Genomic DNA, 23,332 nt, shown 5'->3' with positions numbered 1-23,332 from the left:
GCAATCGCTCATCTCATTAACAATACAAAAAGAAGGCAGTCTCCAATACCGGAGACTGGCTTTCACTCATTTAACACCATATTTTCGATTCAGTTGCACTAAATGGGCATCAGGATGATGGCCGTCTATAATTAAATCTCGCAAGATCTGTGAACCTAGCATGCTGTAAACGGTGCCATTCCCTCCATATCCGAGTAAATAATACTGATTTTTCTTTGTAGGATGTTCTCCGATGAATGGAAGGTTATCAATGGATTCACCAAAAGTTGCACCATACGCATAGTCAATTTCAAGTTGGTATTGAGGGAAGAGTTCACGTAGTTGATCGAGTAACTTTTCAGCCCGATTATTAATTAGTTCCTCAGATTTCGGTGCTTGGGCAGTTTCTTCATCCAAACCACCAATGATGATTCGATTGTCTGCTGTAGTCCTAGCATACAAATAAGGTCTGGCTGTTTCCCATATTAAGGCTTGTTGATACCATTGTGAAAACTGTTCAATGGGTTTCGTTACAATTGCATACGAACGGTTGATTTCAGCACCAATCCTTTTTCCGACTGGAGTTGTTTCATATCCAGTTGTGTAAATTACCTGTTTGGCTTTAAAATCTCCTGCGGAAGACTTAATCGTAATTGTATCCTCCTGCGTCAACGCATCCGTTACTTCCACAAATTCAAATAAATGAGTTCCATTCAGTTCTAGCAAATCCAATATCCCATTAACAAAGAGGTATGGATTCACTTCAGCATCTTCATAGGTCACAAGAGCACCTGGCTTTGTAAAAGATAAATTTTTAGACATGTCATCAGGTTCCCAGTATGCACATGGAAACCCGTGCTTTTTCAATGTTTCATACTCATCTTTTATTTTTTCAACATCCTCTTCCGTAGTTGCATAGCAAATACTTGGACGGACGATAAAATCAGCAGAGATGGGAAGACGCTTTGCGACGGTCTCTAAATTTTTAACAGCATCTAAACACATCTGGTAAAATCGAACAGCAGCCCGTTCACCAATTTGATCAATCAGTTCGTAAAGCATAATATCGTTCGAGTATTGGAGCAGACCTGTATTTGCCATCGTGCTGCCTGTTGCCATATGTCGTTTATCCAGAATTGCTACGCTTAATCCAGCTTCAGATAGCGCAAGTGCAGACAAAGATCCTGACATACCTCCACCTACAATCACAACATCATAACAATCCAATTTTTCATTAACTTCAAAAGGTTTTCTAAGTGGGTAAGTAGTTGGCCAAAAAAGCGAGCCATTATGTATATCCATGAATCCATTCTCCATTCTTTTTTTCCTACATAGTCATTACCCAAATGAACCACTTAAGAAGCCTAATTCCACATGTTTAACCTACTTTTTTATCGTGAAAAATTTTTTTGCAATATCTTTCGAATCAAATTGGTCTATGTGTAAAATGTAGAGCGTATATAAAAAGACCTGACTGTCAGAAAGTACCTATTCTAAATAATTGGAGGGTTAAGGTGAAGAAAGTATTGTTTTTTGGAGATATCGGAATTGATGATACGATTGCCTTGATATATGCATACTTACATGACGAAATCGAAATCGTAGGTGTTGTTGCAGAATATGGAAATGTTTCAAGGGAAGATGCGATATCGAATATTCACTATATCTTTAATTTGTTTGAATTTCCAAAAGATATTCCTGTCATTTTAGGTGCTGATGTTCCCTTAACAGGGGAGCAACCAACTTATTATCCTGAAATACATGGAGAACATGGACTTGGACCCATCATTCCTAATAACAGAGTTCAAGTCGTTGAAAACTTTTATGAAATCGTAAAAATAATTGAGCAGCATCGTGATGAATTGGTGATTGTAAATGTAGGACGCCTTACATCACTGGCTACAATGTTTATCTTATATAAAGACTTGATGAATTCTGTTAAGGAATTCTATATTATGGGCGGTGTATTTTGGATTCCTGGCAATGTCACAACTGTGGCAGAAGCGAATTTCCATGCAGATCCTGTCGCAGTGAAAATTGTTCTTACGTATGCCAAGAATGTCACCGTCATACCTTTAAATGCGACGCAAAAAGCAATCGTCACACCTGAAATGGTCGATTATATTGATCAATTTGGAAAAGCTAAAATTCTTAAACCTTTAATGGAATTCTATACGGATTTTTATAAAAAGCGCAATCCGTCCCTTACTGGAGGCCCTTTACATGATGTCCTGACCTTAATGGCAACCATACAACCTGAATTATTTATCTTTGGCAATTCAACCGTAGAAATAGTTCAACGTCTCGAAGGACCAGCACGAGGGCAAAGTATTGCCGATTTAAAAACCGAACAATTAGATGACGAAGTTAAAAAACATCGTATCGCATTCGACATCGATTATAACCAGTTTTTTTCCGAATTTATTTCGGTCATGATTGGACAAAAGACCAGAAATGGAGAACAGTAATAAATGACAGTGGGATAAAGAATATTTGTGTAAGCTATTATTCAAATATCCCACTTCGCAAAATTGTAAAGTCAACTTTAATATTCACTTTAGCAGTACTATACAACTCGTGCCATTTTTCATGTGTGAGGTTGGAATGTCTGACGGAACTTCGGTAATACTCTCCTAATCCAAAAGCATCGGAGTTAACGTCCTGACAATAAACTAGAACTCTTTCAAGATTTTTTGCTATGCTTTTGCCAATCTCTTCTTCCAATTTCTTCACGTTTTTTGGGTTGTCCAAATCCATATTGGCTCCGATTTCCAACATTCTTCCATTAACAGTAATATGCATATCAAATTCCGGTGTTTGTGGATTTATGAGTTTTACTTGTTTTTTTGTATTGATTGTATCAATGACTACAGGGATTTTTTCTGGTGAATTTTTCGTCTGGGATTCTGGTAATGCTTCTTTAGGAATTGTAATTTCAAACATCGCGGAATCATAAAGGTCTCTACTCAATTTCACATAAAAACTCTCTTCTGTAGATAACTTTCCAACCATTTTACCTTTGTCGAACAAGGCAACTCCAGAAATTTCTACATGTTCTTTATCCCGTTTAATAATCGGAATCGCTATATCTCTGCCAAGCGAGTAATAATCGTGCGCTACTTCATGAAGACTGGATGATATCATTTGTTCGTTTTTGATGTTTTGTTCAAGCAACTTATAGATATGTGTTCCAATATCATCAATTTCTTGAAATTGGTATTCAAGTAACGATTTTGTTTCACCCTCAACAACAGCGACAATAATACTACCACTTGTATCGGAATTTTTCGAAAGGGTATCAATATGGTGGGCAATTCCGTCTTCCGCCAATTCTTCTCCAAACAGGACCACACGCATTTGTCCAGACATTATTTTTTTTGATGTTTTCCTGTTGATTTCTGCACGGGAACCACGAGCGGTTTCATTCTCTGCTGAAACGATTTCCACATTACTTTGGAATTCAGGATTCACCTGACGAATGACAGCCGTTGTCGACAATTTTTCGTTCTCACCCAAATCGTACCCAAGAAGTGTCGTCAATCCAACCTGTTCGAGTAATTTCTGTTCTGCACATCCAGCGATAGTAATAAGCAAAAAAATAAATATGAACATCACTTTGATGAATTTCATCCTTTACGCTCCTTACGAGTCGTATATTTCTTTTTCATGACTGCGAGCAAATATAATAAGATGGGATAAACAAAAATGAGATAAAATCCCACTTTGGAAAAATAATTATTAACCGCATTGATCTCCGTACGAGTTTCAACCGATAAAGATAACATAAAGACCACAATTGAAAAAATCCAAACAAATTGGGTTGAATTAACTTTCACTAAACGAATGCTTCCCCGATAGGCTGCCCAGAGGTATAGACAAAGGTTAGGTAAGATAATCAACATCCAAAAGCAAACAGCAATGTATTCGAACCGCTCGATAAATGGAAATCTGACGATGCTAAATAATGATAGGGTGGCCCAAATAGACTTATTTAATTGGTCAGGGCTAAAATAGGCGATTGAAACTAATATCACGCTTAGGTATATGATTGTAGTGGCCAATAATCCATAATGTACATGTCTTTTCACATTGTTTTTATCCTTGATGAATGGATAAATGACATTCAGGATTTCAAATCCTACTATGGTGAACGTCATAGATTGTGCACCTTTTAAAATATCCATAATATCGTTTTCCATTACGGGCAATAAACTACGTGCTGTAGTAAATTGCAATGGAAAAACCAACATAGGTAAAAGCCAAATGGCTAGTACGAAACTGAAAAAAGAGATGCCAACAATTACACGAAATCCTCCAGTAAATGCATAAATGACGAGTAATAGTAACGTAGCGGATATAAACCATGTTTCTAAATTTGGAAAAACCCACGTTTGGACCACTTCAATATAGTTTCTTAACACAGAGAAAAATGCAGTAGAACAATAAACAATATAAATAAAATTCAAAAAATTTCCAAACCATTTCCCGAAAATGTCTTGATGTATACCATATAAATCATTCGATCCGTAGATCTCCAACGTCTTAATCATAAAGATTGCAATTATGTGAGTGGCAATACCAATGAGTAGAACCGAAATCCATGCATCATGTTTTGCTTCCTGATAAATGACTCGTTGAAAACCGTGTATACCAACACCAATTTGAGTCGTATGAATTACAAAAAAAAGTAGAAAAGCATTGATCATTTCTTGCTCTTTTACTTGTATGGAATTTCTCACTCAAATCACCTTCAGTTCAACTTTTTTCTGGATTAATCGGTTCGGGTTGGTATTTTTCTTCATTCTGTGGTCTTACACTTTTTTGCCTTTTGTATGTGAATGGTAACGGCAACCTGATGATACTATCACGCCAATCCATAAATCTTGGAGGATAAAATGGCGCTGTGTAAGGTGAACCTAAACTAGATTGACGAATCAAATGAATTAGGATAAAGCAAAACCCAAGCATTATTCCATAAAAACCCCAAAAACCAGCCAGCAGAATTAATGGGAAGCGAACAACTCGTATCACGTTGCCCATCATATAACTTGGAGTTGTAAAAGATGCTAATGCGCTGAGCGCTACAATAATTATAAGAATATTACTCGTGATACCGGCTTGAACGGCTGCAGTACCGATTACGATACCACCTACGATACCAATGGTCTGACCAACTTTTGTCGGTAATCGTGCTCCTGCTTCCCTTAATAACTCAATAATTAGCTCCAGTAAAAGTGCTTCAATTATTGGAGGAAAAGGAACTAGGGCTCGGGATTCACTTAAAGGAACTAATAACGATTGTGGAATAATTTCATAATGAAAAGTTAAAGCAGCTACATACAGAGGTGTTAAATAAATGGATAGAAAAACGGCACTGAATCGTAAAAGTCGAAGAAATGATGCAATTGGCCACCGCAGGTTTTGATCTTCCCTGCTTTGAAAGAATTCAATAAATGCATGAGGGCATAGAATTGCCATGGAACTGCCGTCTACGATAACCCCCAATTTACCATTCAACAATCCGTCACAAAACCTGTCTGGTCTTTCTGTTAGTAACATTTGAGGAAACGGTGACAAAGAATTATCATCGATGTATTCAGCTAGGACAGCACTATCCAACAAGGAATCTATTTTTAAGTCACTAATTCGTTGACGAAGGGTATTGACCATTTGCTCTGAAGCAATCCCTTTTATATAAAAAAAGGCAACGGTTGTATTCGTTTGTTTCCCTACATTAAACCTCTCATTACAAAGCTCTGGATTTTTAATGTAGCGTCTAATGAGCGATTCATTGGATGAGAGGCTCTCATTGAATCCTACCTGTGCACCTATTACTTGGGATTCGTTTTCAGGTGCCGCCAATGCCCGGGATACTGTTGTCGTGATTTTTGCCAATACCACTTGAGAAAAGCCATCTAAATGAATTAGCACTGTACCGTTGTACATGGATAATACGGAATGATTTATTTGGTCATCTACATCTACTTCTGGAATAAATAGTGATGACTTCAGGCTTTCAGGTGTTTCAAACTTATGCCTTATTAATTCTGGAATGAGCTGTTCTTTCAAGGTCCGGTCATCCACTAAGCTATTCATATAAGTAACAGTAATATTTGGAGAAATTGTTTTGACTACTAAATCAGATGGATTATTGGTGTGATCTTTAATGGTCTGAAGATAGTCTTTTGAAGAGGAAGGAAACACGTTTTCTTTTTGATTTGATTCTGATTTTTTATTCTCATTAGCATCAATAGAAGGTTTTTCCCGCTTCGAACTACGATTGAATCTTTTTTTAAACATGTCTTTCCCTCCTTTCTTATAGAATAGGCTCTAACAAAATAATCTATACTCACAATCAGAGAGTAATAATATTTCTTATGGGTTAATGACTGCAGACTTTTCGTACAGACCTATCTGCATTTGTTATACTAAACATGAGAAATATAAGTAGAGATTCCAAAGAAAACATTCGCTAAAGGCAGAAAGATGGGGAAATAATGCAATCAAATCAGAAACCTCATATTTTATTAATCGACGGAATGGCACTGTTATTCCGCTCGTTTTTTGCAACATCCGTGTTTGGACAATATTTTAGAAATGATCAAGGTGTACCAACTAATGGTGTTCAAGGTTTTGCCCGCCATGTTCTGAGTGCAAAACAAATCATGCAGCCTACACATATGGCCATTTGTTGGGATATGGGGATGCACACTTTCCGCAATGATTTATTTGATGGATATAAATCCAATCGACCTGCACCACCTGAAGAAATGCTACCTCAATTTGATATGGCAAAGAGTATTTCAGAAATGCTCGGGTGGAAGAACTTCGGTGAAGTAGGGATGGAAGCGGATGATTTGATAGGCTCCATGGCATGCAAATGGCAAAATGAAGCTGATATCACAATCGTCAGTGGCGATAAAGATTTATTGCAATTGCTTACACCAACAACGAAAATCGCTTTTACTAAAAAAGGATATACACTCTATGACGAATATACATATGAACGGTTTGTAGAAGAGTATCAAATTGAGCCATCTGTTTTTGCCGATGTGAAAGCATTTATGGGAGATTCAAGTGATGGGTATCCGGGGGTTAAAGGAATCGGGCCGAAAAGTGCGCTGCAACTGATTCAAACCTATGGTTCAGTGGAAGGCGTGATTGATGCGTTACATGAGTTGAAACCCGGTCAACAAAAGAAGATTCAAGAAAGTATGGACATGTTGCAACTGTCCAAAAAACTGGCAACAATTCATTGTGAAATGGATTTGCCAATTGAGCTGGATCAATTGATTGTGCCATCATACAGTCAGCAATTGTTGAACCAACTGGAGGAAGCGGGATACGGCATTACAAGTCGGTACGCTCGAACTTTATATACGATTTAATTTGGAGGAAACTACAACATGAATTTAAGTTCTCATCTAATGCATATGAAAGACTTTATTTTAGCCCAATCTAAAGAATTGGCAAGTGTCATTACAAACGAACAAAATGCACGATATCCTGAGTTGCAACGCGTTGAACAAGACTTATTTCCATTACGCATTGAATTAGTTGAATTATACGGTGCTTGCTTAGGGATGAGCGAAGATCAACGAGTATTAGTTTTAAAGGAATGGGGGGAAAAAGCTGGATCCTCAACAGCAAGAATGCAACAAATAACGATTGACATGATGCTTCGCGAGGTACCTCATTATCGTAATACAATCGGGAGTCTCATAAAATATGAAGCTCAAAAACTAGAACTGACTGCAAATGAACTTTATGATGTTATTGATGTGTTGGATCGTTCAATAAACGATGTTGTTTATTTCTTCAGTGTGCCGTTTGTAAGGCATGATAAAGAGCAATTGGCTTTTTCTCAGCAAATGGTGGTTGAACTTTCTGTTCCCGTTGTATCAATCACTGACGAGATTGCTGTATTACCCTTAATTGGAACGATGAATGAAGAACGTTCACGTGTACTACATGAACGAGCTTTAACCGAAGCCTCTCGATTACAAATCAAGCATTTAATTATAGACCTATCAGGTGTACAGACAATTGATACATTTGTTGCCCAGCAATTATTCAATCTTCTTGATTCACTTGCCCTTCTAGGCGTGAAAGGGACAGTAAGTGGGATTTCCCCAATCATAGCCCAGACGCTTGTTCATCTGGGACTCGATTTTGGACGGATTGGAAGCTATGCATCTCTTAAACGAGCATTGGCTGTTATTCAATCGTCTTAACACGAGGAGCTATTTTGACAAACGTTAAAACGTCTCGATTCTTTTCATAGGAAATTTCACGGATGCGGCTGGCGCGATTTCTTCCACCATTATCGTGGACAATCAGCGTCTGGTCGTTTTCTTTTTCTTCAAAACCGATGAGTGGGACCCAATGATAAGCAAAATCATAAGAGCCAAACCAGTGAAAAGAAAAGTAGCGGTCAAATTTACACGCAACAGGTCGACCGGCACGTAGTTCCATTTTTGCTTCTTCTAATGAACAGGTATCAATTTCCCACGAAGGTCCGAGTAGTAATCGTAAATTCCGTTTTAAACGCCATGTAAATAGCCCAATTCGAGTACTTCCAAGTAATCGGTACAATCGATTCGCATCATAAGGACAGGAATCTGGCATCCAATAACGCAAAATTGTCAATGCTGTAACGGGACCACAAGCAGATGGCTGATATTTTGACTTAATTGAATCATCATATTGAGAGAGACCTTGTAATTCTAATTGAATACGCATAATATCACCTCAAAAAAAAGAGTTTTTCCGTCTGTTGATTTAACAGTACGGAAAAACTCTTTTTCTGTAAACTTTGAAGCTATTGTTTTACTAATTATTTCAGTATCTAGCATACTATCAAATTATAAGTATCTAAGAACATCTACGTTAGAACCTTCAGCAAGAGCATGTCCCAAAGATTCATCTGCTTTGTATAAGTTTGCTATAACCCGACCGACAATATCACGATTTTCAATTGTCGAGAACTGATCTAATAAATTCTTGATGAGTGCTTGTTTAGTAGACTCATCGTAACTACGGTAGATTTCACCCGCTTGACCGAAATTATTTGTTTTCTCGATATGATTCTTTCCTGCCACACCCGTGATTGGCTGATCAACTTCTTTGAATTCAGGTGCTTCTTTCGGTTCAGAATCAAAGCTGTTTGGCTCATAGTTTACACGTGACATTTGTTGACCAAATGGCATTGCACCATCACGTTGGTTATTTGCGAAAGGACATTTTGGAGCATTGATTGGTAATTGTAAATAGTTAGCACCAATACGGTAGCGTTGTGTATCAGAATAAGAGAACAAACGTCCCTGTAACATTTTATCTTCAGATGGCAACATACCAGGAACAAGTACACCGGGATTAAATCCAACAGATTCTGTCTCTGCAAAGAAGTTATCCACGTTACGGTTTAATGTCATCGTACCAACCAACTCATAAGGGAAATCTTTTTCTAACCAATCCTTCGTCGCATCAAGTGGATCGAAATCAAAGTTATCCATATCTTCAGGTTTTAATGTTTGAACATATAAATCCCATTCCGGATAATCTCCACGTTCGATTGCTTCATACAAATCGCGTGTTGCATGACTGAAGTCTTTTCCTTGCTGTTCTGCTGCTTCTTCGATTGAAAGATTCTTTACACCTTGTTTAGGTACCCAGCGAAGTTTTATATACGTTGTTTTGCCTTCAGCATTAATCCACTTAAATGAGTGAACCGAAGATCCACGAAGATGACGATAATCTTGCGGAATTCCTTCATCCGTAAATAAATGAATTAACATATTTGTAGATTCAGGAGACAGACCCATAAAATCAAACAGTCTAGCAGCATCCTGAAGGTTCGTACGTGGATCAGGTTTTAAAGAGTGGATGACATCTGGGAATTTAATTGCATCTCGGATAAAGAATACAGGCAAATTATTCCCTACAAAATCGTAGTTTCCTTCCTCTGTATAGAACTTCACAGAGAATCCACGTGGATCACGAGCAGTTTCTGGTGAATGGAGCCCGTGAATTACGGTCGAGAAACGAGTAAATACAGGCGTTTCTTGTCCTTCATTTTGTAAGAAAGCAGCTCGGGTATATTTTTTCATACTGTTTTTGACAACGAATGTACCGTGCGCAGCAGCTCCACGAGCATGAACCACTCGTTCAGGAACACGTTCACGGTCAAAATGAGCCAATTTCTCAATTAATTGATAATCCTCTATTAATGTTGGACCACGTTGCCCAGCAGTGCGGGAATTTTGATTATCTCCAATTGGTACACCTTGATTAGTTGTTAGCTTTTTCATCATATCGACTCCTTATTTATAATTATTACAAAAAAGAACTAATTCAAATGTAAAGTATATTTAAGTGATTATCAAGTAATAAGATGTTGGAAATTATTAAAATATTTATCCCAATAGTAGACTTGTTAACTATGAAAAAATACAATATTGATAGATGGGATTATTAGCAAGAATGTTCACTAGGGATTCTGCATAAAGTGGATTCGGATGAATTGGGTAACGTTCTTAAAAAGGGGATAGACAAATGAATATTACGTATAAACGATTATCGAATGTAAGTTTTGAGGATGCACTTGCATTGTTCAATAAAGGTTTTGAAGGATACTTGATCCCTATGAATCTAACAATGGAACAATTTATTGGGCGATTTGGAATGGAAGGATTGTCTGTGGAACTATCAATTGTTGCTTTCGATGGAGATAGACCAATAGGGTTCATTCTACAAGGTATAAGGGAAAATAACGGAATCAAAATATCCTGGAATGGTGGCACGGGTATTATTCCAGAATATCGTGGCAAAGGTATAGGTGCTCTTTTAATGAAGGAAGCGGAGCACATTCTATTAGAAAATGAAGTAGCCATTTCAACTTTAGAGGCACTTTCTGAAAACGAGCCGGCCATCAAATTATACGAGAAGTGTGGTTATGAAATTAAGGACAAACTCCTATTCTTATCAGGAGCCGGAAAACTGATCGAAAAACTTCCCGATTTGGGGGATTATGAAATTAAAAGATTTCCAGCCTTTCATGCAATTGGAGCAGATTTGTTTCCTTCTATCGTGCCTTGGCAAACTGCAGAAAGTATGACCCCAAAAGTTGGTGGAGAAGTAGTAGCATTAGTAGAAGAAGGGAAAATAAGAGCGGCTTGTTTAATTCGGAAAAGAAGCATTTATAATCAAACTTCAGAAGGAATTACGCTATTCCAGGTTGCATCCGGATATGAACACCATGATACTAATCTTCTCTTGGCACATGCACTTGAATATGATCAACCTGTCAGTCGGTCTACGTACAACTTTATGACAGGCGATGGCAATGTGGTAAATTCACTTTTGGAAAGCGGTTTTGAACATACGGCTATTTCCCAAGTTTTTATGATTAAGGAACATTAAAAAACAACCAATCGTTCACCCAAGGGAGTGTAGCGATTGGTTGTTTTCTTTTAATAACCGTTGCAGAGCTGCACGGAAACTTACATACGTTTCGATTTCAACTTGTATACCAGCATGAACAATTTCCCTGACAAATCGTGGATTAAATCCAACATAAATCGGACGAATACCCATGAGTTTAAGTGAGTTGTTAAGTTGGTATATCTCAGTTGCCAAATCATTGTAGTCAAATGATGCAACGTCTTCGACTGTAACGCCAGTAAAATCAAAAATCGCACGTTCTGTCTCGCGATGGTTTCCTGCATATTGTAGAGCTTTTGTTTGAATCATATCAAAGCGTTCTTTGAACATGTACCCGGCAATCGGAATTAATATTGTACTAGGCACGACAGAAGGAATCACTGGGGCAGACATGTTATTAATAATATTTTCATAGTATTTTACTTTGTCTCTCAGTTGTTGCAATTCAAGTTCTTGTGACATTTTACACCTCAGTGAATGTTTTCATTAAGTATATCATAATCTTTTTGTTATTCTACAAAGAAAAAAGGATAGACAAGTTGTCTATCCTTTTTGGCTCTGCAGAAATTCAGTTACTTGCTCAGGTGATTTTGCGTTTGCGCTGTGTAAATGAGCTTTCTTTTCGCTATCCTGATAAATCAATAAACTTGGAATACCCATTACATCATACTTTTCAGCAATTTCAGGGAGTTCATCGCGATTCACTTCGTACCACGTATACTGATTGTATTCTTCAATAATTGGGTCAATGAACATGTCCATTCGCGTACAGTCAGGGCACCATCCTGCAGTGAATTTCACGATGACTTCATTATCTGAAGAAATAATGTCGTTAAATTGTTCAGGTGTTGTAATAGATTTCATTTTCTGTTCCTCCTTGACTTCTATAGGAACAGTTTACACCGTTTCACTTCCAGCGGATAGTAATTTGTTTCATTACTGTAGCTGTTGTTTATAACCTTGGAACTGTTGTGCCTTTTGTTGAATTTCCTGTGCATCTGCAGGTGTTAATGTATACCAACCGTGCTTAAACATTAAATCGTAAAGACTGCGTTGTTGTTTTGATGTTTCTCTCAATTGAGTGAAAATTATTTGATATAATGCATCATGGCTTGCTTCATGCATTGCGGTCGCATAGGCATTACATAAATATTTTTCGGTAGAAAGGGCATCATTTAAAATGTCGCGATCATTTAATTGCGGTGTTTCGGCAAAAGGTGTTTCTGGATTTTTTACTGTTTGCTGATTCATGAAACAGATCCTCCTTCACTTTGTTTCAACAGCTTCAGAATCTCGTCATAATGATTACTGTGCATCTGTTCAGCTGCTTCAAATTCCTTTTTTAAATCTGGTAGTTGGCAGTTTTCAGCTGCCCAATTCATTTTTTTTGTAGCTAATAAATTCCACGACATCATATCTGTGAGGTAGCTGAAATCTTTGGTAGATACCATTTTTGGGGGTTCAGGAAACATGGATGGCTGTTCTTTTGGTTGTGAAAATAAATTCATTTGTTAAATCCTCCTTTTTCTTTTTTAGTGTGAGGAGGAATTGATTTTATATACACAGTCAATTATTTTCTTTTAACGTGCCGTTGCATATATATAAGAAACCTATCATAGTATGAATAGACACTGTGCGTGTAATGAATTTAGCTGGTAAATTTTCGTTATTAATCATCATTTAAATATTGCGAAAAAATTGAAAATGGACTAAACTAAAAGTCATAGAGGTTGTTTCTATTTTTTTTCATTAAAAAATGAATGAGTATTCATTCAACAAAATATGAAGGAGGCTTTGCACGTGACTTATCAAATAAAAAAAGCGGCTGTTCTGGGTTCAGGTGTTATGGGTTCAGGTATCGCAGCTCACTTAGCAAATATCGGGATTCCAACTTTGTTGCTTGACATGGTACCTCGCGATTTAAAAGAAGAGGACAAAACAAATACAAAAGCTCGTAACCAAATCGCTCAAGGTGCATTAGAAAAACTTTTAAAACAAAAGCCTGCTCCACTTGCTTCTAAGAAGAATCTTTCATTATTGACAGCAGGAAATCTGGAAGACGACTTGGAGAAGTTAAAAGATGTGGATTGGATTATAGAAGTAATTGTCGAAAATCTGGACATTAAAAAAGGTCTTTACGAGAAAATAGATTCTGTTCGTAAGCCAGGAACAATTATCAGTTCAAATACATCAGGTATCAGTATTAATGCAATGGCTGAAGACCGGAGTGAAGATTTCCAAAAGCATTTTCTTGGGACTCATTTCTTCAATCCACCACGCTATTTAAAATTACTGGAAGTAATTCCAGCGCAAACTACACTTCCAGAAGTTGTAGAGTTCATGCAAACATTCGGTGAGAATCGATTAGGAAAAGGTGTCGTTCTTGCGAAAGACACACCAAACTTTATTGCGAACCGTATTGGTACGTATGGCCTTCTAGTGACACTTCGTGAAATGCTCTCAAGAGGATACTCAGTTGGTGAAGTGGATTCCATTACGGGTCCTGTCATTGGTCGTCCCAAATCGGCGACATTCCGTACGCTTGATGTGGTTGGGTTGGATACGTTTGGCCACGTTGCCAAAAATGTTTACGATCAGACAACTGGTGACGAACAAAAAGTGTTTGAATTGCCATCCTTAATTACTAATATGCTTGATAAAGGCTGGTTAGGTGCAAAATCTGGTCAAGGATTCTTCCTGAAAAAAGGCAAAGAAATTCTTGAATTGAATGCTGAAACGATGGAATACGAACCAGTTAAAAAATTGAAAACGCCATCATTAGAAATGGCGAAGCAACAAAAAGGTCTTGCTGCAAAAGTGAAGACATTAACTTATGCCAATGATCGAACTGGTGAATTGCTTTGGAGCATTTTAGCACCGACATTGACTTATTCTGCAAAACTTCATGGCGAAATCGCTGATGATATTGTTGCAATCGACAATGCAATGAAATGGGGCTTCGGATGGGAACAAGGGCCATTTGAAGTATGGGATGCTATTGGCGTAAAAGAATCCATCGAAAAAATGACAGCGAAAGGCTTGGAAATACCAGCTTTCGCACAAAGCTTGCTTGATCAAGGATTCGATTCCTTCTATAAAGAAGACAACGGAGATTTGTATTTCTTCAATGGCGAAGGCTATTCATTAGTACCAACAAATGAAAAAGTCATTAACTTAAAACGTTACAAGAAAAAACATGGGGTAATCAAGAAAAATTCTGGTGCCAGTTTAATAGATTTAGGGGACGGTATTGCATTACTGGAATTCCATTCACAATCAAATGCAATCGGTCTCGATATTATCCAAATGATTAACTTTGCAGTTGATGAAGTGGAGAAAAACTTTAAAGGACTTGTCATAGGTAACCAGGGGAAAAACTTCTGCGTAGGGGCAAACCTTGGCATGATTCTGATGGAAGCACAGGACGACAATATATTCGAACTGGATTTTGTGGTTCGTTCGTTCCAAAACGCAATGATGAAAATAAAGTATTGTACAAAGCCTGTAGTGGCAGCGCCATTTGGCATGACTCTTGGCGGTGGGGCTGAAGCCTGTCTTCCGGCTGCACATATCCAAGCATCGCATGAAACGTATATGGGATTAGTAGAAGTTGGAGTTGGGCTTATTCCAGGCGGCGGCGGAAACAAAGAGTTGTATATGAAACACCTGAAAGGCTTACCAACTGGTGTTCATGTTGATTATCAATACGTGGCAAACAAAGTGTTTGAAACGATAGCTATGGCAAAAGTATCCACCTCTGGCGAAGAAGCGCGTGAAAATAACTTCCTAAGCTTTGCTGACGGTGTGAGTGTAAATGCTGATCACTTACTATATGATGCGAAACAAGTTGCCCTATCACTATATGAAAACAATTACAAAGCACCGCTACGTGAAAAAGTACCGGTAACAGGTGAATCTGGTTATGCAACGTTATTGTTGGGTGCTGAAGGTATGTTCCTATCAGGTTTCATTAGCGAGCATGACTTGAAGATCGCGAAAAAATTAGCTTACGTAATAGCTGGCGGAAAAGTGCCTTACGGTACATTGGTCGATGAACAATATTTGCTTGATTTAGAACGTGAAGCATTTTTGAGTTTAGTAGCTGAACCAAAATCGCAAGCGAGAATGCAGCACATGTTATTGAAAGGAAAGCCACTTCGTAACTAACTGAACGAAATGGCAATGAGGAGGAGAACTTATGCGCGAAGCAGTTATTGTAGCAGGTGCCAGAACACCTGTAGGGAAAGCGAAAAAAGGCTCCCTTGCAACAGTGAGACCAGATGATTTTGGTGCATTGGTTGTAAAAGAAACATTAAAAAGAGCAGGCGGCTATGATGGTCCAATCGACGATTTGATTTTAGGATGTGCAATGCCTGAAGCTGAACAGGGAATGAACGTTGCCCGAAATATCGGAGCATTAGCAGGACTGCCAGATACAACACCAGCGATTACAATTAACCGCTTCTGTTCTTCTGGTCTTCAATCGATCGCCTATGCTGCAGAACGAATTATGCTTGGCCACTCGGAAGCAATCATTGCTGGTGGTGTTGAATCGATGAGTATGGTACCAATGATGGGAAATACAATTCGTCCTAACGCAACACTTGCGGAAACAGCACCTCAGTACTATATGGGAATGGGGCATACAGCTGAACAAGTGGCGATGAAGTATGGCATTACCCGAGAAGACCAGGATGCATTTGCTGTCCGCTCCCATGAGCTTGCAGCAGCAGCGATTTCAGCTGGTAAATATAACGATGAAATTGTACCGGTAGAAGTACTGAAACGATATATTGACGATAATAACAAGCCACAGGAAAAGAAATTCATGTTTGAAATGGATGAAGGTGTACGAGTAGGGACGAACATGGAGACTCTGGCAAAACTTCGTCCGGCATTCAATGCACGTGGAACAGTGACAGCAGGAAATGCATCTCAAACTTCGGATGGCGCAGGTGCTGTGCTTGTCATGGACCGCGAAGTTGCTGAAGCACAAGGACTGAAACCACTTGCTAAATTCCGATCATTTGCGGTTGGTGGGGTTCCACCTGAAGTGATGGGGATCGGGCCAATTGTCGCGATTCCAAAAGCATTGAAATTAGCAGGTCTTTCAATCGAAGACATCGACTTGTGGGAATTAAACGAAGCATTTGCATCGCAATCTATTCAAGTGATTCGACATTTAGGTATCGACATCAATAAAGTGAATGTCAATGGTGGTGCAATTGCACTGGGGCATCCACTTGGTGCGACAGGATCGATTTTAACATTGAAAATGATTCATGAATTAAAACGTCAAGGCAAGCAATTCGGAGTAGTCACGATGTGTATCGGCGGAGGCATGGGTGCAGCTGGCGTATTTGAGATTCTTTAATAGAATAAGTGAAAAATAGGAGGAAAATAAAATGACGAATACTATTGCTAATGCAATTAAAGGCGGAAGCTTTTTAGTTGAAGATGTAGAGCTGGATCGCGTATTTACCCCGGAAGACTTTACAGATGAACATAAAATGATCGCTAAAACAACAGAAGACTATGTGACACATGAAGTGGTACCAGTGATTGAAAACTTGGAACATCATGAATTTGAGCATTCTGTAAGATTATTAAAATCAGCGGGTGACTTAGGTCTACTTGGTGCTGACGTGCCTGAAGAATACGGCGGTCTGGCATTGGATAAAGTGTCATCTGCATTAATTGCAGAGAAAATGTCTCGTGCAGGTGGATTCTCTATCACTCATGGTGCTCACGTTGGTATTGGATCATTACCAATCGTGTTATTCGGAAATGAAGAACAAAAACAAAAATATCTGCCTAAACTTGCAACGGGCGAACTGATTGCTGCTTATGCATTAACAGAGCCAGGCTCGGGTTCGGATGCTTTGGGTGCTAAAACTTCGGCGAAATTAAATGCAGAGGGAACGCATTATGTACTAAATGGTGAAAAACAATGGATTACGAACGCTGGTTTCGCGGATGTATTTGTTGTATATGCAAAAATTGACGGAGAACAATTCTCCGCTTTCATCGTAGAACGTGAATTCTCTGGGGTTTCCGTCGGTGCGGAAGAGAAAAAGATGGGGATTAAATCTTCATCGACTCGTACATTGATTTTACAGGACGCTCAAGTACCTGTTGAAAACTTACTTGGTGAAGTAGGTCGTGGACACGTTATTGCTTTCAACATCTTGAATATTGGCCGTTACAAATTGGGAGTAGGTACCGTAGGCGCATCCAAACGTGCTTTTGAATTGGCAGTTGCTTATACAAACCAACGTCAACAATTTAAGACACCAATTTCTTCTTTCAATTTAACAAAAGAGAAACTATCAACGATGGCTTCACGTCTGTATGCTTCAGAAAGTTTAATTTATCGCACGGTTGGTTACTTCGAAGACCGCATGAGTCAGTTAAGTGCTGACGAGCAAAAAGATGGTAAAGCAATTGCTGCTTCTATTGCTGAATATGCTATTGAATGTTCAATCAATAAAGTGTTCGGTACAGAAGTGTTGGATTATATCGCGGATGAAGCGGTTCAGTTACATGGTGGATATGGTTTCATGCAAGAGTACGAAGTAGAGCGTATCTATCGGGACTCCCGCATCAACCGTATCTTCGAAGGTACGAATGAAATCAACCGCTTGCTAGTGCCAGGCACGTTCTTGCGTAAAGCGATGAAAGGTGAGCTTCCACTTCTTCAAAAAGCACAAGCACTTCAGGAAGAACTTCTAATGATGATGCCTGAAGAAATTGAAGATGCTCCATTAGCGCAAGAGAAAGTCCTTGTACAAAACGCGAAAAAAATCGGCTTACTTGCTGCAGGATTAGCTGCTCAACGTTATGGCACGAAACTTGAATCAGAACAAGAAGTATTAGCAAACATTGCGGATATCGTGAACAATTTATTTGCAATGGAATCAGCTGTTCTACGTACAGAGAAAGCAATTCAGCGTGATGGTGCTGAAAAAGCGAACCAAAAACTTCTTTACACACAAATCTTCTGCCAGGAAGCTTTCGAATGTATCGAAAAAGATGCTAAAGAAACATTGATTGCTGCAGTTGAAGGCGATAACTTACGCATGATGCTTTCTGCACTGCGTAAATTGACTCGCTCAACGCCTTACAATGTCATTGCGAAAAAACGTGAAGCATCGGTGAAATTAATCGACGCAGAAAAATACGTAGTGTAAAACAAAAATCCGGACGCTTCTGATGAGGCGTTCGGATTTATTTTTTGTTAGACTAATGAAAAAGAAGTATGGAGGTTAAATGATGGTTATTACGTATTATGGATATCCAAAATGTGGTACATGTAAAAAGGCAAAAGCCTGGCTGGATGCTGAAGGCGTTTCTTATCATGATGTACATATTGTAGAAACACCTCCTTCGAAAGAAGAACTGAAAAAAATCGTAGAGACCAGTGGAAAGCCGTTGAAAAAATTCTATAACACAAGTGGCATGAAATATAGGGAGCTTGGCTTGAAAGATAAAATCCCTTCCATGTCGGAAGATGAACAGTTTGAGCTGCTAGCATCTGACGGGATGCTCATTAAAAGACCTCTTGTGACGGACGGGGTGAAAGTCACCGTCGGTTATAAAGAATCGGATTTTACTGAGAATTGGAAAAGCTGATTATCTGTTCTTGTTTTTATAGAAAGATTATGTCAAACTGAAGTTGAATGTATTACATATTTGGAGGGGTATTAATGAGCACACCAAAAGAATTACGCTACTCTGAAGAACACGAATGGGTTAAAGTTGAAGATGGAAAAGCACGCATCGGAATCACACATTTCGCTCAATCTGAGCTTGGTGATATTGTATTCGTTGAACTTCCACAAGTAGGCGATGAAATCAAAACAAACGAACCTTTTGGAAGTGTTGAATCTGTTAAAACAGTTTCTGAACTTTACGCACCAATCAGTGGTAAAGTAGTTGAAGTGAACAGCGGCTTGGAAGACAGCCCTGAATTCGTAAATGAATCTCCATATGAAAATGCTTGGATGATCGTTGTCGAACCAACAGACTTGTCTGAAGTGGACTCATTAATGACTGCTGAGCAGTACGAAGAAATGACTCAAGAGTAAAATCGTTAGTTGAACGCCGACATTTGTTCGGCGTTTTTTGCATATGTCGATTATAACTGCGAGTTTAAAAAGGAATATTAAAAGTATGGTATCGGTTGTCATGGGGAAGAGTTAGTTGCAACCGGATGGACATTACTTTTAATAAAATTTTTTAAATAACCTTTTAAGTCAGTACAGCCAGGAGTGATCCCATGCCAATTGATAAAGTCATACTTGTAGAAGGACGTTCAGACAAACAGAGAATAATGAGGCTTATAGCAGAGCCTGTTGAAATCGTCTGTACAAACGGAACGGTAAGTGCTACCCGTCTGGAAGAGTTACTGGCACCTTACGATCAGTTGGAAATCTATGTATTTGTCGATGCTGATAAATCGGGCGAAAAATTGCGTGCACTCATTAAACGTGAATTTCCCGAAGCCCTTCATTTATATACTGAACCAGCCTATCGTGAAGTTGCAACAACCCCGATGAAAGTTCTTGCAACTGTGTTACTCGGTGCCAATATCGATGTGAAATCGGAATTTATTGCCTAAAAGGATGAATACAATGAAAGAATGGACACGTGCGGAGTGGGAGAATCAGTCCCAAAACGCAAAGGTGGCAGCTTATTATTTATATGCACCGATGTGCGGAACTTGTATGGTAGCTTCAAAAATGCTTGAAGTTGTAGAAGAACTGTTACCTGAGGTGGAAATTGGAAAAGCCAATTTAAATTATGTGGAGAGTTTGGCGATTGATCATCAAATTGAAAGCGTGCCGTGCTTACTTGTTGCCGAAAATGGCCGAATTATTGAAAAAATCTACGCATTTCAATCAGTTCCACATCTGTATAATCGATTAAGAAAAAATAATTGACGTAGACTTTTGAACATGATACATTAGCTTTCGTAATAAAAACTTAAAACTTAATATCGTCGCTCTTATAAAGAGAGGTGGAGGGAAGTGCCCTATGAAACCCGGCAACCGTCACAATTTGTGAAATGGTGCCAAATCACTCAAAGTATTTTTGCTTTGAAAGATGAGAGAACGGTCTGACGTATATAATTATGCATTGGTCCCTTCTGCTTGTCTGCGGAAGGGATTTTTATTTTTCACAAGGGCATCTTAATAATGATGTGTTATTAAATGTGAAATGAAACAATGCTTCTGCGGCCAGCACAATTGTACGATAAATTAACGCAACATTTAACAGATACTCAGAGGTGAAGTGAACATGATTCAATTACAAAATTTATCAAAAAGGTTTGATACCGCTAATGGCCAGCTCATTGCGGTTGATAACGTGAATGTAACCGTTGATACAGGAGAGATCTTTGGCATTATTGGATACAGTGGCGCCGGGAAAAGTACTTTGATTCGATTGTTGAATGGCTTGGAAAAACCTACTGCTGGGAGCGTCACTGTGAATGGACAAGAAATCTCATCCAGTTCAGGACAAGCTCTTCGTAGCGCAAGACAAAAAGTAAGTATGATTTTCCAACATTTCAATTTGTTATGGTCTCGTACAGTAGAAGAGAATATATCATTCCCACTAGAAATTGCCGGGATCAGCAAAACAAAACGTGCAGAACGAGTGAAAGAATTAATCGAACTTGTAGGATTGACAGGTAGGGAGAAAGCATACCCTTCCCAGTTATCCGGCGGTCAAAAGCAGCGGGTAGGAATTGCACGTGCCCTTGCAAACAATCCAGAAGTACTGTTATGTGATGAAGCAACATCAGCGCTTGACCCAGAAACTACAGATGCCATTTTGGAACTGTTAGTAGATATTAATAAACGATTAGGATTGACGATCGTTCTAATCACGCATGAGATGCATGTCATCCGTAAAATCTGTCATCGGGTTGCAGTTATGGAAGCTGGAAAAGTAGTTGAAATGGGAAGTGTTCTACAAATATTCCAAACACCAGAACAACCCATTACAAAACGCTTTGTTGCACAAGTAAATGGTCCAGAATCTGCAAGCCAGACAATTGCTCATTTGGTTGAGCAATATCCTACAGGAAAACTTGTAAAACTGGTGTTTGTCGGAGACAGAACTGAACAACCAATTCTTTCAAGGTTGATTAAACAATACCAAGTAGAAGTAAACATTGTTCAAGGAAATATTGCACAAACTCAAAATGGTGCGTATGGAACGTTATATCTTCAAATCGATGGAGACTCAATCGCAATCGATCAAGCAATTGATTATTTACATGGTCAAGAAGTTCAAACGGAGGTGATCTCAAATGATTGAAAACCTTCTACCGAATGTTGACTGGGAAAAAATGTGGGAAGCCACACTTGAAACGTTATATATGACAGCAATGGCTACTGGTCTGACTTTCATTATCGGTCTGGCCCTTGGAATATTGCTATTTCTGACTAGTCCTCATCAATTATGGGCAAACAAAATAGTCTACTGGTTAACAGGAGCGTTCGTAAATATTTTCAGATCGATCCCGTTTATCATTTTAATTATTTTGTTGATTCCGTTCACTAAATTTTTACTTGATACGATTCGTGGGGCAAATGCCGCATTACCAGCACTAATTATCGGTGCAGCACCATTTTATGCCCGCATGGTGCTGATTGCATTACGCGAAATCGATAAAGGAGTAATAGAAGCGGCTCGTTCAATGGGAGCGAAAACTTCTACTATTATATGGAAAGTTCTTTTGCCAGAGTCTTTACCGGCATTGCTATCAGGGCTTACCGTTACTGCTATCGCATTAGTTGGTTATACAGCAATGGCCGGCATTATCGGAGCGGGTGGTCTTGGTAACTTAGCGTTCCTGGATGGCTTCCAACGAAGCCGTGAAGATGTAACAATTGTCTCCACGATTCTAATCTTACTCATAGTCTTCGTCATCCAATGGGTGGGAGACGCTATTACAACTAAAGCAGACAAACGTTAATTTGGTTTCATCGGGTTAACTCGATAAAATATACAACAAAAAAGGGAGAGACTTTCATGAAGAAATTTGTAGCAGGAATTTTATTATCGGCAAGTGTCATTACACTTGCAGCATGCGGTGGGGATGACTCATCTTCAGGAGACAACAAAGAGCTAGTTGTTGGGGCGTCGAACGTACCCCATGCAGAAATCCTAGAACAAGCAAAACCGTTGCTTGAGGAAAAAGGAATCGAACTTAAAATCGAAACTTACCAGGATTACATTTTGCCGAACAAAGATTTAGAAGCTGGCGATCTGGATGCAAACTACTTCCAACACATTCCTTACTTGGAATCACAAATTGCGGATAATGGTTATGATTTCGTCAATGCAGGCGGTATTCATATCGAGCCAATCGGCGTATATTCAAAAAAATATAAATCACTTGATGATCTACCTAAAGGCGCAACAATTTTAATTAGTAATTCTGTTGCTGACCATGGTCGTGTTCTTTCTATGTTGGAAGCTGAAGGCTTAATTAAATTAAAAGAAGGCATTGATAAAACAACTGCTGAAGTAAAAGATATTGTTGAAAATCCTAAAGACCTTCAATTCGATGCAGAATATGAAGCTGCACTTCTTGTTCAGTTGTATGAAAATGAAGAAGGCGATGCGGTGTTAATCAATTCTAACTATGCAATTGATGCCGGTTTGAATCCTTTGGAAGATTCAATTGCAATTGAAAATACAGATTCACCTTATGTAAACATTATTGCAGTTAAAACTGGTGATGAAGAGAAGAAAGAAATTAAAGCTTTAGTTGAAGTATTGAAATCGAAAGAAATTCAAGATTTTATTTTGGATGAATGGGGCGGCTCAGTCGTACCTGTTGAAAAATAGTAACAAGCAGTCAAGACGTCGGGAAACCGGCGTCATTTTTTGATCT

At 38.7% G+C, this 23,332-nt stretch carries 24 protein-coding genes and 1 riboswitch; of the genes, 14 read left to right on the top strand and 10 right to left on the bottom strand.

Annotation, left to right across the window (positions count from 1 at the left end):
* Positions 1-66: 66 nt before the first annotated feature.
* The gene (locus tag M9R32_RS09730; protein WP_269926552.1) at positions 67-1,281 is read right to left on the bottom strand and encodes an NAD(P)/FAD-dependent oxidoreductase; all 1,215 of its coding nucleotides are present in this window, start codon (positions 1,279-1,281) and stop codon (positions 67-69) included.
* 212 nt (positions 1,282-1,493) lie between these two features.
* Between M9R32_RS09730 and M9R32_RS09725 the strand changes: the two genes are divergently transcribed.
* The gene (locus M9R32_RS09725) at positions 1,494-2,447 is read left to right on the top strand and encodes a nucleoside hydrolase (protein WP_269926551.1); all 954 of its coding nucleotides are present in this window, start codon (positions 1,494-1,496) and stop codon (positions 2,445-2,447) included.
* 37 nt (positions 2,448-2,484) lie between these two features.
* Here M9R32_RS09725 and M9R32_RS09720 read toward each other — a convergent pair whose 3' ends face one another.
* Genes M9R32_RS09720 through M9R32_RS09710 form a run of 3 tightly spaced genes read right to left on the bottom strand, consistent with a single transcriptional unit; the run spans position 2,485 to position 6,279 of the window.
* On the bottom strand, positions 2,485-3,609 hold the full coding sequence (locus M9R32_RS09720) for a Ger(x)C family spore germination protein (protein ID WP_269926550.1): 1,125 nt from the start codon (positions 3,607-3,609) through the stop codon (positions 2,485-2,487).
* Positions 3,606-4,718, bottom strand: coding sequence for a GerAB/ArcD/ProY family transporter (locus M9R32_RS09715; RefSeq protein ID WP_269926549.1), 1,113 nt, complete (start codon positions 4,716-4,718; stop codon positions 3,606-3,608). Before M9R32_RS09715 ends, M9R32_RS09720 begins: the two co-directional genes overlap by 4 nt.
* Before the next feature lie 16 nt (positions 4,719-4,734).
* Complete coding sequence (locus M9R32_RS09710; protein WP_269926548.1) at positions 4,735-6,279, bottom strand: spore germination protein; 1,545 nt, start codon at positions 6,277-6,279, stop codon at positions 4,735-4,737.
* A gap of 197 nt (positions 6,280-6,476) precedes the next feature.
* Between M9R32_RS09710 and M9R32_RS09705 the strand changes: the two genes are divergently transcribed.
* Positions 6,477-7,367, top strand: a complete 891-nt coding sequence (locus tag M9R32_RS09705; protein WP_269926547.1) for a 5'-3' exonuclease — start codon at positions 6,477-6,479, stop codon at positions 7,365-7,367.
* A gap of 18 nt (positions 7,368-7,385) precedes the next feature.
* On the top strand, positions 7,386-8,213 hold the full coding sequence (locus tag M9R32_RS09700; protein ID WP_269926546.1) for an STAS domain-containing protein: 828 nt from the start codon (positions 7,386-7,388) through the stop codon (positions 8,211-8,213).
* Here the strand turns inward: M9R32_RS09700 and M9R32_RS09695 are convergent.
* Together M9R32_RS09695 and M9R32_RS09690 are read right to left on the bottom strand one after the other, a co-directional pair.
* Positions 8,197-8,721 carry a cysteine peptidase family C39 domain-containing protein gene (locus tag M9R32_RS09695; RefSeq protein WP_269926545.1) on the bottom strand — a complete coding sequence of 175 codons (525 nt, stop codon included), beginning with the start codon at positions 8,719-8,721 and terminating at the stop codon, positions 8,197-8,199. The two genes, M9R32_RS09700 and M9R32_RS09695, sit on opposite strands and share 17 nt — an antisense overlap.
* Positions 8,722-8,843: 122 nt before the next feature.
* Positions 8,844-10,289: a catalase gene (locus M9R32_RS09690; protein ID WP_269926544.1), complete on the bottom strand. Its 1,446-nt coding sequence runs from the start codon at positions 10,287-10,289 to the stop codon at positions 8,844-8,846.
* A 244-nt stretch (positions 10,290-10,533) separates the two neighbouring features.
* On the opposite strand from M9R32_RS09690, the gene M9R32_RS09685 reads away from it, so the two are divergent.
* Entirely contained in the window at positions 10,534-11,400 is an 867-nt protein-coding gene (locus M9R32_RS09685) for a GNAT family N-acetyltransferase (RefSeq protein WP_269926543.1), read from the top strand.
* Between the two features lie 15 nt (positions 11,401-11,415).
* Here M9R32_RS09685 and M9R32_RS09680 read toward each other — a convergent pair whose 3' ends face one another.
* The 4 genes from M9R32_RS09680 to M9R32_RS09665 all read right to left on the bottom strand — a co-directional run bounded on the left by M9R32_RS09680 (position 11,416) and on the right by M9R32_RS09665 (position 12,929).
* The gene (locus tag M9R32_RS09680; RefSeq protein WP_269926542.1) at positions 11,416-11,883 is read right to left on the bottom strand and encodes an STAS domain-containing protein; all 468 of its coding nucleotides are present in this window, start codon (positions 11,881-11,883) and stop codon (positions 11,416-11,418) included.
* 81 nt (positions 11,884-11,964) lie between these two features.
* On the bottom strand, positions 11,965-12,285 hold the full coding sequence (locus M9R32_RS09675; protein ID WP_269926541.1) for a thioredoxin family protein: 321 nt from the start codon (positions 12,283-12,285) through the stop codon (positions 11,965-11,967).
* Between the two features lie 72 nt (positions 12,286-12,357).
* Entirely contained in the window at positions 12,358-12,672 is a 315-nt protein-coding gene (locus M9R32_RS09670; RefSeq protein WP_269926540.1) for a spore coat protein, read from the bottom strand.
* Positions 12,669-12,929 (bottom strand): hypothetical protein, encoded by a 261-nt coding sequence (locus tag M9R32_RS09665; RefSeq protein ID WP_269926539.1) that lies wholly within the window; start codon positions 12,927-12,929, stop codon positions 12,669-12,671. The genes M9R32_RS09670 and M9R32_RS09665 overlap by 4 nt, the downstream gene beginning before the upstream one ends.
* Positions 12,930-13,221: 292 nt before the next feature.
* Between M9R32_RS09665 and M9R32_RS09660 the strand changes: the two genes are divergently transcribed.
* The 10 genes from M9R32_RS09660 to M9R32_RS09615 all read left to right on the top strand — a co-directional run bounded on the left by M9R32_RS09660 (position 13,222) and on the right by M9R32_RS09615 (position 23,286).
* Positions 13,222-15,588, top strand: a complete 2,367-nt coding sequence (locus M9R32_RS09660; protein ID WP_269926538.1) for a 3-hydroxyacyl-CoA dehydrogenase/enoyl-CoA hydratase family protein — start codon at positions 13,222-13,224, stop codon at positions 15,586-15,588.
* 31 nt (positions 15,589-15,619) lie between these two features.
* Positions 15,620-16,795 carry an acetyl-CoA C-acetyltransferase gene (locus M9R32_RS09655; RefSeq protein WP_269926537.1) on the top strand — a complete coding sequence of 392 codons (1,176 nt, stop codon included), beginning with the start codon at positions 15,620-15,622 and terminating at the stop codon, positions 16,793-16,795.
* A 31-nt stretch (positions 16,796-16,826) separates the two neighbouring features.
* Positions 16,827-18,611: an acyl-CoA dehydrogenase family protein gene (locus M9R32_RS09650; protein WP_269926536.1), complete on the top strand. Its 1,785-nt coding sequence runs from the start codon at positions 16,827-16,829 to the stop codon at positions 18,609-18,611.
* 82 nt (positions 18,612-18,693) lie between these two features.
* Positions 18,694-19,053: an arsenate reductase family protein gene (locus M9R32_RS09645; RefSeq protein ID WP_269926535.1), complete on the top strand. Its 360-nt coding sequence runs from the start codon at positions 18,694-18,696 to the stop codon at positions 19,051-19,053.
* A gap of 74 nt (positions 19,054-19,127) precedes the next feature.
* A complete protein-coding gene (gene gcvH / locus M9R32_RS09640; RefSeq protein WP_269926534.1) occupies positions 19,128-19,508 on the top strand; it encodes a glycine cleavage system protein GcvH in 381 nt (126 codons plus the stop codon).
* 191 nt (positions 19,509-19,699) lie between these two features.
* Positions 19,700-20,041 (top strand): toprim domain-containing protein, encoded by a 342-nt coding sequence (locus M9R32_RS09635; protein WP_269926533.1) that lies wholly within the window; start codon positions 19,700-19,702, stop codon positions 20,039-20,041.
* A 13-nt stretch (positions 20,042-20,054) separates the two neighbouring features.
* The gene (locus tag M9R32_RS09630; RefSeq protein ID WP_269926532.1) at positions 20,055-20,363 is read left to right on the top strand and encodes a thioredoxin family protein; all 309 of its coding nucleotides are present in this window, start codon (positions 20,055-20,057) and stop codon (positions 20,361-20,363) included.
* A gap of 62 nt (positions 20,364-20,425) precedes the next feature.
* Positions 20,426-20,533: riboswitch (SAM riboswitch) on the top strand.
* 188 nt (positions 20,534-20,721) lie between these two features.
* Positions 20,722-21,747, top strand: coding sequence for a methionine ABC transporter ATP-binding protein (locus tag M9R32_RS09625; RefSeq protein WP_269926531.1), 1,026 nt, complete (start codon positions 20,722-20,724; stop codon positions 21,745-21,747).
* Positions 21,740-22,408 (top strand): methionine ABC transporter permease, encoded by a 669-nt coding sequence (locus M9R32_RS09620; RefSeq protein WP_269926530.1) that lies wholly within the window; start codon positions 21,740-21,742, stop codon positions 22,406-22,408. Before M9R32_RS09625 ends, M9R32_RS09620 begins: the two co-directional genes overlap by 8 nt.
* Before the next feature lie 56 nt (positions 22,409-22,464).
* Positions 22,465-23,286, top strand: a complete 822-nt coding sequence (locus M9R32_RS09615) for a MetQ/NlpA family ABC transporter substrate-binding protein (protein WP_269926529.1) — start codon at positions 22,465-22,467, stop codon at positions 23,284-23,286.
* Positions 23,287-23,332: the final 46 nt, after the last annotated feature.

It is taken from the genome of Paenisporosarcina quisquiliarum (genome assembly GCF_027563315.1).
In the GTDB taxonomy this organism is placed as follows: Bacteria; Bacillota; Bacilli; order Bacillales_A; family Planococcaceae; genus Paenisporosarcina; species Paenisporosarcina quisquiliarum.
Note: the sequence above shows the minus strand (reverse complement) of the source record. Positions and strands in the feature narration are given on the sequence as shown.

Coding starts and splice junctions, on each gene's coding strand:
- M9R32_RS09730 (WP_269926552.1), bottom strand. CDS start 1,281: ATGGATATACATAATGGCTCGCTTTTTTGGCCAACTACTTACCCACTT.
- M9R32_RS09720 (WP_269926550.1), bottom strand. CDS start 3,609: ATGAAATTCATCAAAGTGATGTTCATATTTATTTTTTTGCTTATTACT.
- M9R32_RS09710 (WP_269926548.1), bottom strand. CDS start 6,279: ATGTTTAAAAAAAGATTCAATCGTAGTTCGAAGCGGGAAAAACCTTCT.
- M9R32_RS09705 (WP_269926547.1), top strand. CDS start 6,477: ATGCAATCAAATCAGAAACCTCATATTTTATTAATCGACGGAATGGCA.
- M9R32_RS09700 (WP_269926546.1), top strand. CDS start 7,386: ATGAATTTAAGTTCTCATCTAATGCATATGAAAGACTTTATTTTAGCC.
- M9R32_RS09695 (WP_269926545.1), bottom strand. CDS start 8,721: ATGCGTATTCAATTAGAATTACAAGGTCTCTCTCAATATGATGATTCA.
- M9R32_RS09690 (WP_269926544.1), bottom strand. CDS start 10,289: ATGAAAAAGCTAACAACTAATCAAGGTGTACCAATTGGAGATAATCAA.
- M9R32_RS09685 (WP_269926543.1), top strand. CDS start 10,534: ATGAATATTACGTATAAACGATTATCGAATGTAAGTTTTGAGGATGCA.
- M9R32_RS09680 (WP_269926542.1), bottom strand. CDS start 11,883: ATGTCACAAGAACTTGAATTGCAACAACTGAGAGACAAAGTAAAATAC.
- M9R32_RS09675 (WP_269926541.1), bottom strand. CDS start 12,285: ATGAAATCTATTACAACACCTGAACAATTTAACGACATTATTTCTTCA.
- M9R32_RS09670 (WP_269926540.1), bottom strand. CDS start 12,672: ATGAATCAGCAAACAGTAAAAAATCCAGAAACACCTTTTGCCGAAACA.
- M9R32_RS09665 (WP_269926539.1), bottom strand. CDS start 12,929: ATGAATTTATTTTCACAACCAAAAGAACAGCCATCCATGTTTCCTGAA.
- M9R32_RS09655 (WP_269926537.1), top strand. CDS start 15,620: ATGCGCGAAGCAGTTATTGTAGCAGGTGCCAGAACACCTGTAGGGAAA.
- M9R32_RS09650 (WP_269926536.1), top strand. CDS start 16,827: ATGACGAATACTATTGCTAATGCAATTAAAGGCGGAAGCTTTTTAGTT.
- M9R32_RS09645 (WP_269926535.1), top strand. CDS start 18,694: ATGGTTATTACGTATTATGGATATCCAAAATGTGGTACATGTAAAAAG.
- gcvH (WP_269926534.1), top strand. CDS start 19,128: ATGAGCACACCAAAAGAATTACGCTACTCTGAAGAACACGAATGGGTT.
- M9R32_RS09635 (WP_269926533.1), top strand. CDS start 19,700: ATGCCAATTGATAAAGTCATACTTGTAGAAGGACGTTCAGACAAACAG.
- M9R32_RS09630 (WP_269926532.1), top strand. CDS start 20,055: ATGAAAGAATGGACACGTGCGGAGTGGGAGAATCAGTCCCAAAACGCA.
- M9R32_RS09625 (WP_269926531.1), top strand. CDS start 20,722: ATGATTCAATTACAAAATTTATCAAAAAGGTTTGATACCGCTAATGGC.
- M9R32_RS09620 (WP_269926530.1), top strand. CDS start 21,740: ATGATTGAAAACCTTCTACCGAATGTTGACTGGGAAAAAATGTGGGAA.
- M9R32_RS09615 (WP_269926529.1), top strand. CDS start 22,465: ATGAAGAAATTTGTAGCAGGAATTTTATTATCGGCAAGTGTCATTACA.